At 71.9% G+C, this 16,633-nt stretch carries 15 protein-coding genes and 1 pseudogene; 10 read left to right on the plus strand and 6 right to left on the minus strand.

The window, feature by feature from the left end:
• Positions 1 to 81: 81 nt before the first annotated feature.
• Positions 82 to 1,137, minus strand: a complete 1,056-nt coding sequence (locus OG500_RS36415; RefSeq protein WP_327071154.1) for an NAD-dependent epimerase/dehydratase family protein — start codon at positions 1,135 to 1,137, stop codon at positions 82 to 84.
• A gap of 778 nt (positions 1,138 to 1,915) precedes the next feature.
• A complete protein-coding gene (locus OG500_RS36420) occupies positions 1,916 to 2,620 on the minus strand; it encodes a TetR/AcrR family transcriptional regulator (RefSeq protein ID WP_329586771.1) in 705 nt (234 codons plus the stop codon).
• Positions 2,621 to 2,905: 285 nt separating this feature from the next.
• Here OG500_RS36420 and OG500_RS36425 point away from each other — a divergent pair, with 285 nt between their 5' ends.
• The 3 genes and pseudogenes from OG500_RS36425 to OG500_RS36435 all read left to right on the plus strand — a co-directional run bounded on the left by OG500_RS36425 (position 2,906) and on the right by OG500_RS36435 (position 5,437).
• A complete protein-coding gene (locus tag OG500_RS36425) occupies positions 2,906 to 3,490 on the plus strand; it encodes a flavodoxin family protein (RefSeq protein ID WP_329586774.1) in 585 nt (194 codons plus the stop codon).
• Positions 3,491 to 3,561: 71 nt separating this feature from the next.
• A pseudogene (locus OG500_RS36430) lies at positions 3,562 to 5,075 on the plus strand (aldehyde dehydrogenase).
• Between the two features lie 119 nt (positions 5,076 to 5,194).
• A complete protein-coding gene (locus OG500_RS36435) occupies positions 5,195 to 5,437 on the plus strand; it encodes a hypothetical protein (RefSeq protein ID WP_329586777.1) in 243 nt (80 codons plus the stop codon).
• Between the two features lie 73 nt (positions 5,438 to 5,510).
• Here OG500_RS36435 and OG500_RS36440 read toward each other — a convergent pair whose 3' ends face one another.
• The gene (locus tag OG500_RS36440) at positions 5,511 to 6,974 is read right to left on the minus strand and encodes an ATP-binding protein (protein ID WP_329586780.1); all 1,464 of its coding nucleotides are present in this window, start codon (positions 6,972 to 6,974) and stop codon (positions 5,511 to 5,513) included.
• The gene (locus OG500_RS36445; RefSeq protein ID WP_329586784.1) at positions 6,971 to 8,647 is read right to left on the minus strand and encodes an FAD-dependent oxidoreductase; all 1,677 of its coding nucleotides are present in this window, start codon (positions 8,645 to 8,647) and stop codon (positions 6,971 to 6,973) included. Before OG500_RS36445 ends, OG500_RS36440 begins: the two co-directional genes overlap by 4 nt.
• 418 nt (positions 8,648 to 9,065) lie before the next feature.
• Here OG500_RS36445 and OG500_RS36450 point away from each other — a divergent pair, with 418 nt between their 5' ends.
• Positions 9,066 to 9,284, plus strand: a complete 219-nt coding sequence (locus OG500_RS36450; protein ID WP_327071167.1) for a hypothetical protein — start codon at positions 9,066 to 9,068, stop codon at positions 9,282 to 9,284.
• Positions 9,285 to 9,407: 123 nt separating this feature from the next.
• Positions 9,408 to 10,025 carry a TMEM175 family protein gene (locus tag OG500_RS36455; protein ID WP_327071168.1) on the plus strand — a complete coding sequence of 206 codons (618 nt, stop codon included), beginning with the start codon at positions 9,408 to 9,410 and terminating at the stop codon, positions 10,023 to 10,025.
• Between the two features lie 144 nt (positions 10,026 to 10,169).
• On the opposite strand, the gene OG500_RS36460 is transcribed toward OG500_RS36455, so the two are convergent.
• Entirely contained in the window at positions 10,170 to 10,622 is a 453-nt protein-coding gene (locus OG500_RS36460; RefSeq protein ID WP_327071169.1) for a hypothetical protein, read from the minus strand.
• Between the two features lie 322 nt (positions 10,623 to 10,944).
• On the opposite strand from OG500_RS36460, the gene OG500_RS36465 reads away from it, so the two are divergent.
• The 4 genes from OG500_RS36465 to OG500_RS36480 all read left to right on the plus strand — a co-directional run bounded on the left by OG500_RS36465 (position 10,945) and on the right by OG500_RS36480 (position 15,189).
• Positions 10,945 to 13,320 (plus strand): glycoside hydrolase domain-containing protein, encoded by a 2,376-nt coding sequence (locus OG500_RS36465; protein ID WP_327071170.1) that lies wholly within the window; start codon positions 10,945 to 10,947, stop codon positions 13,318 to 13,320.
• Between the two features lies 1 nt (position 13,321).
• Positions 13,322 to 13,702 (plus strand): hypothetical protein, encoded by a 381-nt coding sequence (locus OG500_RS36470; protein WP_327071171.1) that lies wholly within the window; start codon positions 13,322 to 13,324, stop codon positions 13,700 to 13,702.
• Between the two features lie 91 nt (positions 13,703 to 13,793).
• Positions 13,794 to 14,507: a hypothetical protein gene (locus tag OG500_RS36475; protein WP_327071172.1), complete on the plus strand. Its 714-nt coding sequence runs from the start codon at positions 13,794 to 13,796 to the stop codon at positions 14,505 to 14,507.
• Positions 14,508 to 14,544: 37 nt separating this feature from the next.
• Positions 14,545 to 15,189 (plus strand): class I SAM-dependent methyltransferase, encoded by a 645-nt coding sequence (locus tag OG500_RS36480; protein ID WP_329586789.1) that lies wholly within the window; start codon positions 14,545 to 14,547, stop codon positions 15,187 to 15,189.
• Positions 15,190 to 15,203: 14 nt separating this feature from the next.
• On the opposite strand, the gene OG500_RS36485 is transcribed toward OG500_RS36480, so the two are convergent.
• Positions 15,204 to 15,701 (minus strand): universal stress protein, encoded by a 498-nt coding sequence (locus tag OG500_RS36485; RefSeq protein WP_327071174.1) that lies wholly within the window; start codon positions 15,699 to 15,701, stop codon positions 15,204 to 15,206.
• A gap of 240 nt (positions 15,702 to 15,941) precedes the next feature.
• Between OG500_RS36485 and OG500_RS36490 the strand changes: the two genes are divergently transcribed.
• Complete coding sequence (locus OG500_RS36490) at positions 15,942 to 16,604, plus strand: hypothetical protein (RefSeq protein ID WP_327071175.1); 663 nt, start codon at positions 15,942 to 15,944, stop codon at positions 16,602 to 16,604.
• Positions 16,605 to 16,633: the final 29 nt, after the last annotated feature.

Raw genomic sequence — 16,633 nt, forward strand, 5'->3', positions numbered from 1 at the left:
CGTCGCGGTGGCCACCGGCCCGGGATGCGCCGTTCGGCCGCCACCCGTTCAGCGCCCCACCCCGTTCGGCTGCTCGCCGGCTCAGCACCGCAGCGGTGCGCCGGCGAACTCGGCCATGCCCTCCTCGAACGACACCCGTGGCCGCCAGCCGAGTTCGGCACGCAGCCGACCCGAGTCGGCGGTGATGTGCCGGACGTCGCCCAGCCGGTACTCGCCCGTGACCACCGGAGCCGGGCCGCCATGGGCGGCAGCCAGGGCCTCGGCCATCTCGCCCACCGTGTGGACGCTGCCGCTGCCGACGTTGTACGCCCTGATGCTGCCCGGCGCCCGCCCGCCCACCTCCACCAGCGCCGCCAGGTTGGCCGCGGCCACGTCCGTCACATGGACGAAGTCACGCCGCTGGCAACCGTCTTCGAACACCCGGGGGGCTTCGCCCCGGGCCAGCGCCGAGCGGAACAGCGAGGCGACCCCGGCGTACGGGGTGTCGCGTGGCATCCCCGGCCCGTAGACGTTGTGGTAGCGGAGCGTCAGGACTGTTCCCTGGCACGCCCGGGCCCAGGCGGCTGCCAGGTGTTCCTGGGCCAGCTTCGTCACGGCGTACACGTTCCGGGGATCGCCCGGTGCCTCCTCGTCCACCAGCCCGGGCCGCAGCGCGGTGCCGCAGCGCGGGCACGGCGGCTCGAACCGCCCCGCGGCCAGGTCGGCGGGGCGGCGCGGTCCGGGGGCGACGTCGCCGTGCTCCGGGCAGTGGTACCGGCCTTCGCCGTACACCACCATCGAACCGGCCAGCACCAGCCGCCGCACACCCGCCCGGGCCATCCCGGCGAGCAGGACGGCCGTCCCCAGCTCGTTGCAGCCGACGTATGCGGGCGCGTCGTCGAGGTCCAGCCCCAGACCGACCATCGCGGCCTGGTGGCAGACCGCGTCCACCCCCGCCAGCGCCCCTGCCACCACTTCGGCATCGCGCACGTCCCCCCGCACCGCCGAGCACCCCTCGGGCAGGTCCGGCAACCGCCCCGACGGGTGCACCGCAGGCAGCAGCGCATCCAGCACCCGCACCCCGTGCCCGGCCGCGACCAACTCGCGCACCACGGCCGAACCGATGAACCCGGCACCGCCGGTGACCAGAATCTCCATACGGCGACGCTATCGCCGCCCGCCCCGGTCACCGGTGCGCTGCGGTGCGACGTCAGCCTCCTGTAATCCGTCCGGCCCCGAAACGAGTCCACGGCGCCGATCTCCGCACCCGTCCTGGAACGTACTGCCCGCACTCTCCTTGATCCGCTGCCGCAACTCTTCGACAGTCAACGTCATCAGCTCATCAGCCTCCTGGCCTCATTCCTGCTCAGACCGATTACTTGCTCCGCACACGTGACCTTCACCCGTGTGCGGAGCATCGCGCCGTGTCCCATGGGGCGCACGAGAGTTGGGGCCTCCCGGGCGCTGCCCGCCCGCGGTCGTGCCTGGTCGGTGGGAGCCGAACCCCCGGCCCGCGAGCGGAGCTTGGGGCCGGGGTCACGGCAATGGCAGGGCCGGGGCTCCTACTGGTTCACGCCGGTGAGGTAGAAGGGCTTCATGTCCGGGTTGCCGTACAGGCTGGCCTGGTGGCCCAGGTTCGGTGACGAGGGCGAGGCGAAGAGGTCGAAGGCCATCAGGTCGAGCCGGCCGGCACCGGCTTCCAGCAGCGCGGGGATGTCTCGGTGCGGCAGACAACAGCGAATCGGACACGCTCCGGCCGAAACCCGATCCACCGCGCCCGGAGTCCCGCGTGCCGAGCTCGGCTGCGGGCGCCCGTTCGGAAGGCCTGCGGCCGACTCGCACCACTGACCGCCCGCTGGACAGTCGGCTCGCATGAGGTACTCGGACCGGCGCAGGGCGGTCCGGGGCGGCCGGGCCGGCTGCCTGGCACGGTCGTCTACTCGGCGAGGCGGCGCAGCCAGTCGCGCAGCAGCGCCGTCTCGGTAGCACGCAAGGGGGGCGCGGCGCCGTCTTCGAGCGTGAGTGCGGCATCGAGCGCAAGCGCTCGGGATGCCAGGTCCGTGCCGGTCGCGACGGGCGGGTCGGTGGTGATGGACCCGATGACGATGTTCCGCAATCGTGTCGAGGCCGACAGGTTCCGCTGTGGCGCCTGCTCGCCGATCAGCGCCAGGGTGGCGCCGGTTGTCGCGGCGTGGACCACCTGCGTTGCCTCCTCCACCGGCACCCGGAGGCGCCCGTCGGCGGCGGCCCGGTCCAGCAGGCTGACCAGTAGGGCGTGGGCCTCGTCGGCGGCCGGGGGCTTGTGGCCGGGGCTGGCCGTTCCGTACATGAGCAGGTAGAAGGCGGGGTGCCGCAGACCGAAGTCGACGTGCAGGTCCCAGCCCCGGTGGAGATCGGCCACCGGGTCCTCGGACCGGGAGAGCGCCTCGTGTTTCTCGGCCAGGTACATCTCGAATCCGTGGGCGGCCAGCTCGACGAGCAGACCGTCCTTGTCCCCGAACATCCGGTACAGGGCCGGCGCCGTGATCCCTGCGGCAGTGGCGAGCGCCCGCGTGGAAACCGCCTCGCTGCCCCCTTGCTCCAGCAACTCGGCCGCGACCTGCAGAACCCGGTACCTGGCGGCGCGCTTCTCCTCATCCATGGAACAACGATACGCCTTCTTGCGTATCGCTGCGCTAACGGTGTTACGCTAAATGCCGGATCACTGATCAAGGTGATCGTCGATCAACTGCCGCACCTGTACCGGTCCACGCCGACACGGGGGCCCACGGGGCCTCCCGTTCCGGCACGTGTGCCCCATCCCGCACGCGTGCCGAACGAGCCCCTCCCCCCACCCTTCGCCGCCCCGAGCGGACTGTCGGCGTGACCTGGTCGGGATTCGAAGACGCCGCGCCGGCGCTCGCCGGCGCCATGAGAGGAAACAGTCATGTCCGACATCTCGGTCACCATCGCCTCGTGCTCCGGCTACGGCCACACGGCGCAGATCGCCGCGGCCGTAGCCGACGGCGCGCACTCCGTTTCCGGGACGCAGGTCCACCGCGTGGACGTCGCCTCCCTCGGCGACGCCGACTGGGAGGTGCTGGACGGCGCCGACGCCATCATCTTCGGCTCACCCACCTACATGGGAACCGCCTCCGGAGCCTTCCACGCCTTCGCCGAAGCCACCAGCAAGCGATGGATGACCCGCACCTGGAGCGACAAGCTCGCCGCCGGATTCACCAACTCCGGCTCCATGAGCGGCGACAAGATGCACACTCTGCAGTACCTCTCGCTGCTGGCCGCCCAGCACGGGATGCTCTGGGTGAGCCTGGGCCTGCTGCCGGGCTGGAACACCACGACCTCCAGCCCCGAGGACGACAACCGGCTCGGCTTCTACCTCGGCGCCGGCGCGCAGAGCTTCAACGACACCGCCGCCGTGCACGACGCCGACCTGAGCACCGCCCGCCACCTCGGCCGCCGCGTCGCCGAGCAGACCCGCATCCACCGCGACGGCCTGGCCGCCCGGCGGTGACCTCGCCATCGGCACACCACCACCGCTCGCCCCGCCCCCCCGCGGGCGGGGCGAGCGGGACGGGAGAACACATGAACCCCACCACCGAGACCCCCGTCCAGTGGCTGCTGATCGGCGGCACCTGGCAGCAGGCAGCGGACGGCCGGACCTACGCGGCGCACGACCCGTTCACCGGCAATGTGGCCTCCCGCGCCGCCGCCGCCCGTGCCGCGGACGTCGTGCGCGCCGCCGACGCAGCCGAGCAGGCCTTCGGCGCCTGGGCGGCGCTGGCACCGAGCGAGCGGCGCCACATCCTGTGGGCAGCAGCCGAGAAGCTGGAAGCGCGGGCCCAGGAACTGACCGGGGCGATCACCGCCGAGATGGGCGGCCCCGCCGCCTGGGGCGCCTACAACGTCAAGGTCCTCGCCGAGAAGGTCCGATACGCGGCGAGCGCCGCCCACGAAGGGCTGACCGGCCAGGTCATCCCCTCCGAGACCGCGGGGCGCACCTCGATCGCGATCCGCAAACCGGTCGGCGTGGTCGCGAGCATCATTCCCTGGAACGCCCCGGCGCTGCTGGTGGGCGCCTCGATCCCGGCGGCACTGACCCTGGGCAACACCGTCGTGATGAAGGCGTCGGAGCAGACACCGCGCACCCACGGCCTGGTTGCCGAGTGCTTCACCGAGGCCGGACTGCCTGACGGTGTGCTCAACCTGGTCACCAACGCCCCCGAGGACGCCCCCGACGTCGTCGACGCGCTCATCGCCCACCCGGCCGTACGGCGCGTCCACTTCACCGGGTCCACCCGAGTCGGCCGCATCATCGGTGAGAAGGCCGCCTCGCACCTGAAGCCGGCGATCCTCGAACTCGGCGGCAAGGCGCCGGTCATCGTCCTCGCCGACGCCGACCTCGACCACGCGGTCAGCGCAGTGGGCTTCGGCGCGTTCGCCAACTCGGGCCAGGGCTGCCTGTCCACCGAACGCGTCATCGTCGACCGCGCCATCGCGGACGAGTTCACCCGGCGTCTTGCCGCCCTGGCCCGCACCGTCACCTGCGGCGATCCCGTGACCCGCAGACCGTGCTCGGCCCGGTCGTCGGCCGGCACACCGTCTCCCGCCTGACCGACCTGGTCCTGGACGCCGTCGCAGCAGGCGCACGCCTGCTGGCCGGAGGAGAGGGCGAGGGCCCGTGCTTCGCCCCGACCGTGCTGGCCGACGTCGCGCCGGGCATGCGCGTCTACCGCGAGGAGTCCTTCGGCCCCTTGGTCACCCTCGTCACCGTCGACGGCCCCGAAGAGGCCCTGCGCGTAGCCAACGACAATGACTACGGCCTCACTTCGGCCGTCTTCACCCGCGACATCCCCCTCGCCCTCGACCTGGCCAAGCGCATCAACACAGGCATGTGCCACATCAACGGAACCACCCTCGACGACGAACCGCAGATCCCCTTCGGCGGGGTGAAGAACAGCGGCTACGGCAAGTCCGGCGGACGGGCCGGACTGGAGGAATTCACCGAACTCCAGTGGATCACCATCGAAGGCCCGCAGGCACCGCGCTACCCCATCACCGAATGGGCCCACGCCCCCGCCGGTACGAGGACCGGCTGACAACTCCAGGTGACCGGCAATCTCTTGTCGGCCGCAGCAGACCAACGGTGAACTCCGCTCCTGAAGGACACCCCATGGCACCGGGCCGGCAGCGGTGGGAAAGGAGGGCGGGCGCGTGCGTGCGTGCCCAACTGGCGCCGGGCGGCGTCCTGTTGCTGGTGCACTCCTCCCGGTGCGGAATCGAGGAGAGCTGTCAGGCCGTGCGGCAGGCCGGGCTCCGCACCGAGGTGGCCGTCCGGCGGCGGATCCCGTTCGGCCCCCTCGTGTCGGCGCGCGCCGACTGGTTCGAGGAGCGCGGGCTCGTCGCTCCCGGCGTCCGACACGAAGAGCTGGTGGTGATCCGCGGTGTCCGCTCCGAGTAGCCGGCTCCGCCCGGCGGCACGTGTGGTCATGCCCGACGAGATCGGCCCCGTCCTGGAGAGCGACCCGATCGAGTCATGCACGCTCCGGCGGGGCGTCGGCCGTCGCGGGGTGGATCGGGAGGCGGACCTGGAAGCGGGTGTCGCCCGGCGCGGAGTCGAGGCGCAGGTCGCCGCCGTGCCGGTTGACGACGATGCGCCAGGAGACGTCCAGGCCCAGGCCGGTGCCCTCGCCGACGGGTTTGGTGGTGAAGAACGGGTCGAAGACCCGGCTCTGCACATCGGCGGGCACGCCGGGGCCGGTGTCGCGGAACTCGACCAGCACCTGCTCCCCGTCCCGTGCGGTCCGGACGGTGAGGGTGCCGCCGCCGGCTCCGGCGTGGTGCATGGCCCAGGCGGCGTTGTCGATGAGGTTCGTCCAGACCTGGTTGAGCTCGGCGGGGTAGCCGGGGACACGGGGCAGCGTGCGGTCGTACTCGCGCACGACCGTGATGTCCGGGCCGATCTTCGCCGCGAGCAGCAACAGCGTGCTGTCCAGCAGCTCGTGGACATCCGTGCTCTGGTACGGGGCCCGGTCCAGCTGGGTGTACTGCTTGGCCGCACCGACCAGTGCGGAGACGCGGTGGGTCGCGTCCTCGATCTCGTTGAGCAGCAGTTCGGCCTCGACCGTGCAGGTCAGCCAGTTCAGTGCGCTGCCGAGCACCTCGGCGGGCAGCGCAGCCGCGATCGGGTCCAGCCAGTCGGTGCCCAGACCGGCCTGGACGAGGACCGGTGCGAGCTCCCAGCCGTCGGCGACCTCGTACTCCTCCAGCCAGTCCCCGACCTCGTCCTCCCGGTCGGTGGCCTGGAGCGGGCTGAGCTGCGGGGCCTGCCGCATCCGGCCGACGGTCAGCTCCTGAAGGCCGCTCAGCTGCGCCAGGTCCGCGCCCCGGCCCGGCTCGGCGGTGAGGGCGGCGAACTCCCGGCGTGCGCTGGCGATGCGCTCGCGCAGCGCGGAGGTGGCGCGCACGGCGGCGGCCGCGGGGTTGTTGAGCTCGTGGGTGAGTCCGGCCGTCACCGTCCCGAGGGCCAGCAGCCGTTCCCGCTGCCCAACCGCCTCCTGGGTGGTCTTGAATCCGAAGAACAGGCCCTCGAGCAGGTGGACGGCCATCGGGAACCAGTCGTGCATGATCTGCGCGAAGGCCTCCGCGGGCAGCACGAAGAACCGGGACTGCTCGGTGACCCGCAGCGAGTTGTTGTACACCTGGGGCACCTGGTCGCCCAGGTACGCCTGGAAGGCCCCGGCGTACACCCCGGGCGCGGAGGTGCGGCTGACGTCCACGTCCTGGCCGCCGACCTGGCGCGAGAGCACCACGGTGCCGTGGAACAGCACGTAGAAGTTCTCGGCCGGATCGCCCTCCCGGTACACGGGGCCCGGGCCGAAGCACTCCACATGGCCGTCCCGGCACAGCTGGGCGAGTTGCTCGGACGTCAGCTTCTCGAACAGGAAGAGCGACCGGAGCTCCTGCTCGTCGCAGCCCGGCGGGCGGGCACCGGTCATGACTGCTCCAGGTACCGGTGCGCGAGCATGACTGCCATGGCGCCCTCGCCGACCGCGGAGGCGACCCGTTTGGCGGACTCCGCGCGCACGTCTCCGGCCGCGAACACCCCCGGCACGCTGGTCTCCAGGTGATAAGGGGGCCGGTCGAGCACCCAGCCGGCCGGCGGGCGCCCGTCGGCGCGCAGATCGGGGCCGGTCAGCACGAAGCCGTGCGGGTCCCTGAGCAGCGTGCCGTCCAGCCAGTCGGTCAGCGGCTCCGCGCCGATGAAGACGTACATCCACTGGGCGTCGACGGCCTCGGAGCGCCCGGTCACCCGGTTGCGCAGGGTCAGCCCTTCCAGGTGCTCCCCGCCGTGGGCCGCCTCGACGACCGTGTCCGTGCGCACGCAGATGTTGGGGGCGTTCTCGACCCGCTGGAGCAGGTAGAAGGACATCGAGGCGGCCAGCTCCGGCGCCCGCACCAGCAGGGTGACCTTCCGGGCGTGGCGGGCGAGGAACATCGCGGCCTGGCCGGCGGAGTTCGCCCCGCCCACGATGAACACCTCCTGCCCCTGGCAGGCGGCCGCCTCGGTCAGCGCCGAGCCGTAGTAGACCCCGCGCCCGGTCAGCTCGGCGACTCCCGGCACGTCCAACTGCCGGTACGACACGCCCGTCGCCAGGATCACGGCCTGGGCCGAGACGGCGGAGCCGTCGGCGAAGCGCAGCGTGCGGGCCGCCCCGTTCACCTCCAGCCCGGTGACCTTGCACGCCGTGAGCAGCTCCGCGCCGAACTTCGTGGCCTGGCGGCGCGCCCGGCCGGTGAGCTGCGCGCCGGAGACCCCGTCGGGGAAGCCCAGGTAGTTCTCGATGCGCGAGCTCTGGCCCGCCTGGCCCCCGGTCGCCTCCCGTTCCACCAGGACGGTGCGCAGGCCCTCCGAGGCCCCGTAGACGGCCGAGCCGAGCCCGGCGGGGCCGCCGCCGACGATGACGAGGTCGTAGAAGTCCGCCGCCGGGGTGGTCGACAGCCCGACGTGGGCGGCCAGGTCGCGTTCCTCGGGCTCGACGAGCACCGCGCCGTCCGGTGGCACCACGAGCGGCAGCCGCCGCGGGTCCAGCCCTGCGGCGGCCAGCAGGCGGATGCCCTCCGGCTCCTCGCTGGAGTACCACCGGTACGGCACCTGGTTGCGGGCCAGGAACTCGCGGATCTGCGAGGACCGGGCCGACCAGCGGTGCCCGACGACCTTCGTGGTGTCCACGGCCACGCCGTCGGTGGCCCGCCACGACTCCAGCAGGTCGTCCACCACCGGGTACAGCTTCTCCTCGGGCGGCTCCCACGGCTTGAGCAGGTAGTGGTCGAGGTCGACGACGTTGATCGCGTCGATCGCGGCATCGGTGTCGGCGTAGGCGGTCAGCAGCACCCGTCTGGCCCCCGGATAGAGATCGAGCGCCTCTTCGAGGAACTCGATGCCGTTCATCCGGGGCATCCGGTAGTCCGCCAGGATCACCGCCACCGGCGTGCCCCGCAGCTTCAGCTCGCGCAGCGCCTCCAGGGCCGACGCACCGGACTCCGCGCGGACCACCCGGTGGTCGCTCCCGTAGCGACGGCGCAGGTCCCGGGCAACCGCACGGGACACCGCGGGATCGTCGTCCACGGTCATCAGCACGGTCCGCGCCGCATCAGTGACCTCAGGCATGGCCCACCATCCAGGACTGTCGCCGGCTCCAGGGGGAACAGCCCTTCCAGTGTGCTCGCCGAGCCGTGCTCCGGCCCACCACCGGCCGGTGCTGCAGTGACGACGTCGCCGCGGCCAGATCGGCGCGCTGTTCAGTCGCGCGGAGGCCCGCAGCGCATCGACGTCCGCGCCCGGGGCGCGTGTGCGGTCGGCTGCGCCCCCTGTGCGGCTCTGCTCCTTGCTCCTCAGCACCGCGGGGCGTTTTGAGCGAGGGTGCGACTGTGTCACAGTTAACGGTGTGTTTCTGAACGATTGCCTAGAGCGACAGGTCATGCCTGATTCCCTGACCTGCCTGACCGGTGAAGCCTCCCCGAATTCCGTCCCACCGGCCGCTGACGGCGGGCGCAGCGCCCCCGGACCAGTCCTGCGCGTCAAGTGCATGGGCCGCACCTACGCCATCGTGGCCACCGGCGACCATGTCGCGGTCAGCGACGTCACCGACATCACCCGCCCCCTGCCGCTGGGCAGGGCGGTCCCCCTGGGGAGCGTCCTGTGGGACATCCACGCGCCGGACGGGCGCGCCCTGCTGCGCACCGACGACTTGCTTCGCGCGCTGGTCGCACTGCGTGCGGACTACACCTCCTCGGCGAGGCGCTGAGCAGGCGGCCGAACCGCGTCGGCGCCCCTGGCACCCGGGCCTCGTGTCATCGGGTACTGCCCGGCGTGCCCGCTATGGGCCTAATGAAGGTCGTCGCCGCAGTCATCGGTCATCCTGTCGGTCGTGAACAGTGGCGAAGCGGACGAGGGCGGCTTGGAGCGGCTGGCCACTCTGTCGGACGGCATCTTCGCCATCGCCATGACGCTGCTGGTGCTCGACATCCACGTGACTCCCGGGCTGGAGGCGGTCGCCTTCCGCCGGATGGTGCACGGGCTGCTGCCGAACATCGGCGCCTACGGGCTGAGCTTCGCCATCCTCGCCGGCGTCTGGCGCGACCACCGCCGGATCCTCCAGCTCGCCGGGCCACTGGGCACGCTGTCCATGCGGCTCGCGCTTGCCGGGCTGGGCGTCATCGCGCTGCTTCCCTTTCCCACCACGATGCTGTCCGAGTACGCCTCGCAGTCCCTGGCCGTCGTCGTCTACGCGGGCACCATCATCGTCATCGACCTGCTGCAACTCGCGCTGCTCCTGTCGATCCGGCGCGGTCCGGAGCGAGCCCGTCCCTCGGACGAGCGGGTGGGCCGGAAGATCGTCATGGACCTGGGGACGAACATCGTGGTCTTCGGTGCGACGGTGCCGATCGCCTTTGCCTCGCCTTCGGCGGCGATCTGGACCTGGGTGTCCCTGCTCCCCGTCAGGATGGTGCTCGGACGGCGTGAAGCTGCCCGTGGACGTCGGTGAGCGGCGTTCGGGCAGCGCTGCGGGGCGGCCCGTGAAGGGACGGCGTTGACGGTGTGCCCGCCCGGCGGCCCCCTGGTCGGCGGTTCGGGACCGCTGAGGCTGGAACCGGCCTGAGGCGAGGGGCCGGCTGAAGCGAGCCGGCCGTCACGGGGTGGACGGCAGTGGAGAGGCCGGGCGGCGTGCCGCGCCGTCGGTGGTCGTCGGGTGCTGGCCGCGCCACCACCGGGCGGCCGTCGGCTTCGCCTGGGCGCCCGGCATGGCGAGGGACTTGAGCAGTTCCCCCGAGCGCCCGCGGATGTCGATGCGGACCGGCAGGGTGCGGCCCCGCACGCTGGTGCCGCCGGGCCCGGCCGCGTGCGCCTGGCACAGCTCCCGGGCGACGCTGGTGACCAGCGCCGCTGCCACGGCATCGCCGGTGATCGGCTCGGTGTCGTCCCTGAGCCAGTGCAGGATGAGCGCCCAGTCGTCGCCTCGGGTCGCGGTGCGGGGCTGGGTGGGCTCCGCGGTGAGGCCGAGCTCGGCGAGGGCCTCGATCAGCAACTCCACGTCCTGGCCGTCCAGGTGCTGGAAGTTCTCTTCGACGAGCAGCTGTGCCATGGACGTTCCCCCAGGTGATGGCCGGTCGGGCGGGTGCCGCCGGAGCTCCTGATGCCGGATCAGTGATCTCCATGATGGTGACGGCCGTCCGGCTCACCGGGTTTCCGCTGCCGTCGATCTTGACGCTTTCTGTACGTGCGGGCTGTGCAGCCTACGAGTCGGGCAGCGAGGGTGGGGTGGCAATTTGCCAATGCTTTGTCAAAGTTTTTGCTGCTGATGACCTCTGGGGTACTGTTCGAGCGGTTCGGGGCGGGGGTGCCGCCCACAGGCGCTGGGCCGCTGCCGGAAGCCGGGCGGAACAGCAACACGGGGAGGCGTACTGATGGCGGATGCCAAGGTCCTTGAGGCCCAGAAGTGGGTCAATGCCACCTATGCGGGCGTGGCCGGGTACGTGGCGACGCCGGAGGACGGGAAGACCGGTTGGTCGACCATGTTCGCGCTCACCCGCGCGCTCCAGTACGAGTTGGGCATCGCCTCGCTGTCGAGCAGCTTCGGGCCCACCACGATCGGGAAGCTGGACGAGCGCGGCGGCATCAAGCTGGACGAGTCGAACAAGAACCTGGTCCGGATCGTCCAGTGCGCCTGCTACTGCAAGGGCTACGAACCCGGCGGCATCAACGGCAACTTCGGGCTGCCGACGCAGTTCGCCGTCACCTCGCTGATGAGCAACGCCGGCCTCGGTGACCAGCTCCGGGGCACGGTGTCGTCCAAGGTGATGAAGGCGCTGCTGACCATGGACGCCTACGTGGTGGTGGCCGGCGGGACGGACCCGGTCCGCTCCATCCAGCAGTGGCTGAACGGGCGTTACGTCGCCAGCCGGAAGAACTTCTTCGTCATACCCTGCGACGGCATCTTCTCGCGCGACGTGCAGAAGGCCCTCTACCTCGCGATCCAGTACGAGTTGGGGATGACCGACGACCAGGCGACCGGTGCCTTCGGGCCCGGCACCCAGGCCGGGCTCAAGGCGCACACGCTCGCGGAGGGTGCCAGCGGTATCTTCGTCAACATCTTCAGCGCCGCCATGGTCTTCAACCGGGTCCGGCTCTCCCAGGGCGGCTTCTACGGTGGGTTCACCGGCAGCTTCGGCGCCGAACTGACCAGCGCGGTGAAGAGCTTCCAGAAGTTCTCGGAGCTGCCGGAGACCGGGAGCGCGGACTTCGCGACCTGGTGCCAGCTGCTGGTCTCCACCGGCGATCCGACCCGCCCCGGGGCCGGCTGCGACTGCATCACCACCATCACCGACGCCCGCGCGCAGACCCTGAGGGCGGCCGGCTACCGCTTCGTCGGGCGCTACCTGGACGAGAAGCCCGGTGGCAAGCTCAACAAGCGGATCCAGCCCGGTGAGTTGGACACCATCTTCCGCAACGGGCTGCGGGTCTTCCCGATCTCGCAGTACTACGGCGGCGAGGTCAAGTACTTCAACTACCCCCAGGGCTTCGACGACGCGCTCAACGCGCACGCCGCGGCCTTCGGCTACGGCTTCGACATCGGCACCGTGATCTACTTCGGGGTCGACTACGACGCCACCCAGACCGACATCGACAACAACATCATTCCGTACTTCCGCGGGGTGGTGGCCGGTCTGGCCTCCCAGGGCAAGCGCTACGTCCACGGCGTCTACGGATCGCGCAACGTCTGCACGCAGGTGACCAAGTCCACGTACGCGCGTTGGTCGTTCGTCTCCGGCATGTCCACCGGGTTCTCCGGGAACATGGGCTTCGCGCTGCCGGAGAACTGGTCCTTCAACCAGATCCGGACGCTGACCGTGGGCTCCGGCGGCGGCGCCGTCGAGATCGACAACGACGTCTACAAGACCGGCAGCGACCCGGCCGTCGGCTCGGTCAACAACCCGGTCGCGCCCGTCGACGCCTTCATCGAGTACGTCGAGAAGCTCTACGCGCTGGCGACCGCGTACGCGGCGGGCGGCGGCAAGCGCAGCCCCAACACGCTGGTGCTGGAGTTCATGCGCCACGAGGAGTACCAGAACACCCAGTGGCAGCTGCTGATCGGCGACCTGGACTGGGACTTCGTCGACTACGTCGACAAGTCCGGCGTGCAGATGATCCGCCAGTTGCGCGACCCGTTCTACGGGATCGACCTCAAGGTCTCCCACCTGGCGGCCTCCATCAACGGCGAGTACCTGCGCGGGGCGGCGGGCGGAACCGCCGTCAAGCGCGGCGACGTGGCCGGCTGGGCCGGTGACTGGATGACCTTCTACGGCGAGTGGCGCCGCGACAGCGACAGCTACTCCTCCGGCCTGACCTACTGCCGGGAGAAGCTCGCCAAGCTCGACGGCAACGGCACCTTCAAGCTGCGCGACCTGATCGAGGACGCCGACTCCTACAACATCGCCATGCGGATGCTGCAGAACGGCACCATCGTCGAGGAGATGCGGTTCAACTACCTCGGTGGCGGCTACCTTTCGCGCTTCAAGCGGTTCTTCGAGGGGCGCTTCGGCTCGGCGGGCGGCGCCAAGGCCATCGCCCGGGAGGCGCTCACCAGCAGCGACGACGCGGTGATCGACGCCGGCCGGACCTACCTGATCGAGAGCACCGGCGGCTTTCCGACCCTGACGCCGTCCATGCTGCCCGACGGCAAGCTCGACGAGTTCTGCCAGGGCTTCGCCGACATGCTGCTGCAGCGGGTGGGCGACGAGAACGCCAAGGCCCGGATGCTGCGCGCGAATTCGGCGGGCTGAGGTGGTCAGGCGTCAGGCACGGTCGGCGCGGTACTACGTGATCGGTGCGGTGCTCGCGCCGCTGGCCGCCGTCGCCACCTACCTGCACGGGCTGTGGTCGGGCCACGTCCTGGACCTGCGCGGCCGGACGTCCTACTGCGGACCGGGGGAGCCGGCCGGCCGCCCGGAGTTCCAGGGCTGGGTGCCGCTGAGCCACCAGTGCCGGTGGCGCGACGGGAGCGCGACCGAGCTGGTGCCCGGCTACGTCAATCCGGTGGTCGTCGGCTGCCTGGTCGCCATGGTCGTGCTGCTGGTGCTCGCGCAGGTGGCGCACCGCCGGGCCGGTGCGACGGCTCCGGCCGGCTCCGCCGCTGACACGGCCGCCGCTGGCACCGCCCGCTGAAGACGGCCGCCGAAGACGACCGCTGAAGACGGCCGGTGAAGACCGCCGTCGAAGACCGAAGAAGCTGAGCCAGAAGAGGGGGACTTGCTCGATGAGCGAGAACACGCTGATATCCCGCCGGAGTCTGCTGACCGTGATCGGTGGTGCGACGGCCGGCCTGGCGGTCGTGGTGGCCGGCCCGGCGGGCCGGGCGCAGGCCGCGCCGAGCGCCGCGGCTGACGCGGGTGCCACCGCCACCACGGGTGCCACCGCCACCACGGCGAACGGCTGGCCGGTGCTGGGCGCCGGGTCCGCTGTCGCCGAGAGCCGGATAGAGGGCAGCGACGCCGTGGTCGCGCTGCGCGGCGGCGAGGTGGAGACCGTGCTGCTGCACGTCGCCCGCCGCTTCAACTACGAGATCGACACCCTGAACCGGGGCGACCTGCACGGCCACACCACCGCCACCGGCGACCTGGCGCCGTACGAGTCCAACTACCGCTCGGGCACGGCCTTCGCGATCCGCCCCGACCTCTACCCGGTCGGCTCGGCGGGCAATCTGTTCGCTCCGCAGGTGCTGGTCCTGCGCGACATCCTCGCCGACTGCGAGGGCGTGGTCCGCTGGGGCGGGGACGACCAGGAGCAGCCCAAGGAGGGCCACTTCCAGATCGACGTCCCGCCGGGTGACTCCCGCCTGACCAAGGTGGCGGCGAAGATCCGCGGCTGGCAGCAGACCCCCGACCAGGGCGCCGGCACCCCGGTCGACCCGCTGGCCCGCCCCCGCCTCGCCGCCTCGCGCACCCTGGAGGGAGAGCAGAAGGCCGCGTGAAGCCAGGTGAATTCTCCTGCCGTGTGATGCTGGGCCGATGATCGGAGACGATGATCACGCCAGGGTGCGCCGCAGCTACGACACCGTGGCCGCGGAGTACTGGGAGCGGATCGGCGACGAGCTCGCGCACAAGCCGCTCGACCGGGCGCTGCTCGCCTCGCTCGTGGAGCAGACCGACGGCCGCGGGCCGGTGGCCGACCTGGGCTGCGGGCCCGGACACGTGGCCGGCTGGCTCGCCGGGCACGGCGCCAGGCCGGTGGGGATCGACCTGTCACCGGCGATGGTGGAGATCGCCCGCCGGGAACACCCCGCGGCGGAGTTCCGGGTGGGCGACCTGCTGCGGCTGCCCGCCGAGGACGGCGAGTTCGCGGCGGCCGTGGCGCTGTACTCGGTCATCCACCTCGAACCGTCCGAGCTGCACGGGGCGTTCGAGGAGATGCGGCGCGTGCTGCGGCCCGGCGGCCTGCTCCTGGTCGCGTTCCATCTCGGCACCGGGACACGCCACTTGGCCCAGTGGTGGGGGCACGAGGTCGACGTGGACTTCCGCCACCTGGAGATCGCGACGGTCGCGGGCCGGCTGGCGGACGCCGGCTTCACGGTGGAGGCGACGATCGAGCGGACGAACCACCCGCAGGAGGCGCCCACCCGGCGTGGCTACCTGATGGCCCGCCGCGCCGGGTAGGACCGGACGGTCCCTCAGGCGGCCATGGCCAGCTCGGCGCGCCCACCGCGCGGGTGGTGGGTGGTGGGCCGGGCGTCGGCCGGGACGGTGAGGACGGTGCAGCGGGCGCGGGCCAGGCAGTGGCGGGTGACCCGGGCGAAGAGCGGCCGCAGCGGTCCGCGACGGCCGGCGCCGACCACGAGCAGGTCGTCGGGGCGGTCGGCGATCTGCAGCAGGGCGGGGCCCGCCGCACCGCGGATCACGACGGGGGAGACCGGCAGGCCGGCCGGGTAGCCGCCGAACGCCTCGCCGAACGCCTTGTCGAGGCGGTTGCGCGCGGCCTGGTGCCAGGCGGCGGCCAGCGGCGGGCAGGGGTGCGCACGGTAGGCGGGCTCGCCACCGACCGGGGTCCAGGCGATCACCGGCACCAGCTCGGCGCCGCGCCGGGCCGCCTCCGCCGCCGCGCGCTGCAGGACCGCCGCGTCGCGCCGTGAACCGCTGACGCCGACGATGACCCGGGTGGACTCGGCCATGATGTGCTGCACTTCCTTTGATCATGGACCTGGCGAGGTCCAGCTTCGCTTTATCGACTGAGACGATCCTATCGTCTTGCATTCGTAGGTCAACAGGTGGGGGTGCCTTCTATCGATAAGTCCTGGTCGGGGGCTGCCTTCGGTTGTACGAACCGAACCGATCGGGCCCGGTCGGCCGTGCTACTGGGTGGCGGATCCTTCTCGGAACCGCGTCACGGTGCGAGTGCGGAGGTTCGATTCATGCCCTGGTACGAGGGGTCCTGCCGGATCACGGTGATCGGGGTCGCGGCCTCCTGGCCGCAGCGCGTGGTGGTGAGCATCCGCCGCGGTGCCACGATCGAGATCCCGGGAACCGTCGGGGCCAGCCAGGTGATCGACGCCGGAGACGCGAGCCACGGCTGGGACCTCTCCGTCGAGCACCAGTACGAGGGCCTCTGGCGGCCGAACGTGCGCGCCATCCAGGGCAAGTGGACGGACACCGAGCACGGGCGCAGCCAGCTGATCCGCAGCAAGGACCACGACTGGCCGGGCGACACCGGTGAGCGCAACCTGGTGATCCGCATCGACCGGATCGGCTCGGGCGGGCCGGCCCCGGGGCTGGTGGCCGGCGTCCGGCGGTCCCGCACCGAGCCGGCCGCCGTGCCCGTGGAGCGGCAGACGGCTGCGCGGCGGCCCGTCACGGAGTCGACGTCGGCTCCGGTGTGGGAGCGCGGCGGCGCCGGGTGGCGGGCCACCGAGTCCGCCCCGGCGGCCGAGCGCTCGCCGGCCTCGGCCCCGCGGACCGTCACCGAGTCCAGCACGGCGCCCGAGCGCACGCCGGGCGCCGCGCCCCGGGTCGCGACGCAGAGCCACTCGGCCCCCGCCGTCCCCCGGGTGGCGACCAGCGGCGGCACGAACGGCTGACCGCGGGGCCGCATGCCCTCGTCCGCCCG

The organism is Kitasatospora sp. NBC_01250, from assembly GCF_036226465.1.
In the GTDB taxonomy this organism is placed as follows: domain Bacteria; phylum Actinomycetota; class Actinomycetes; order Streptomycetales; family Streptomycetaceae; genus Kitasatospora.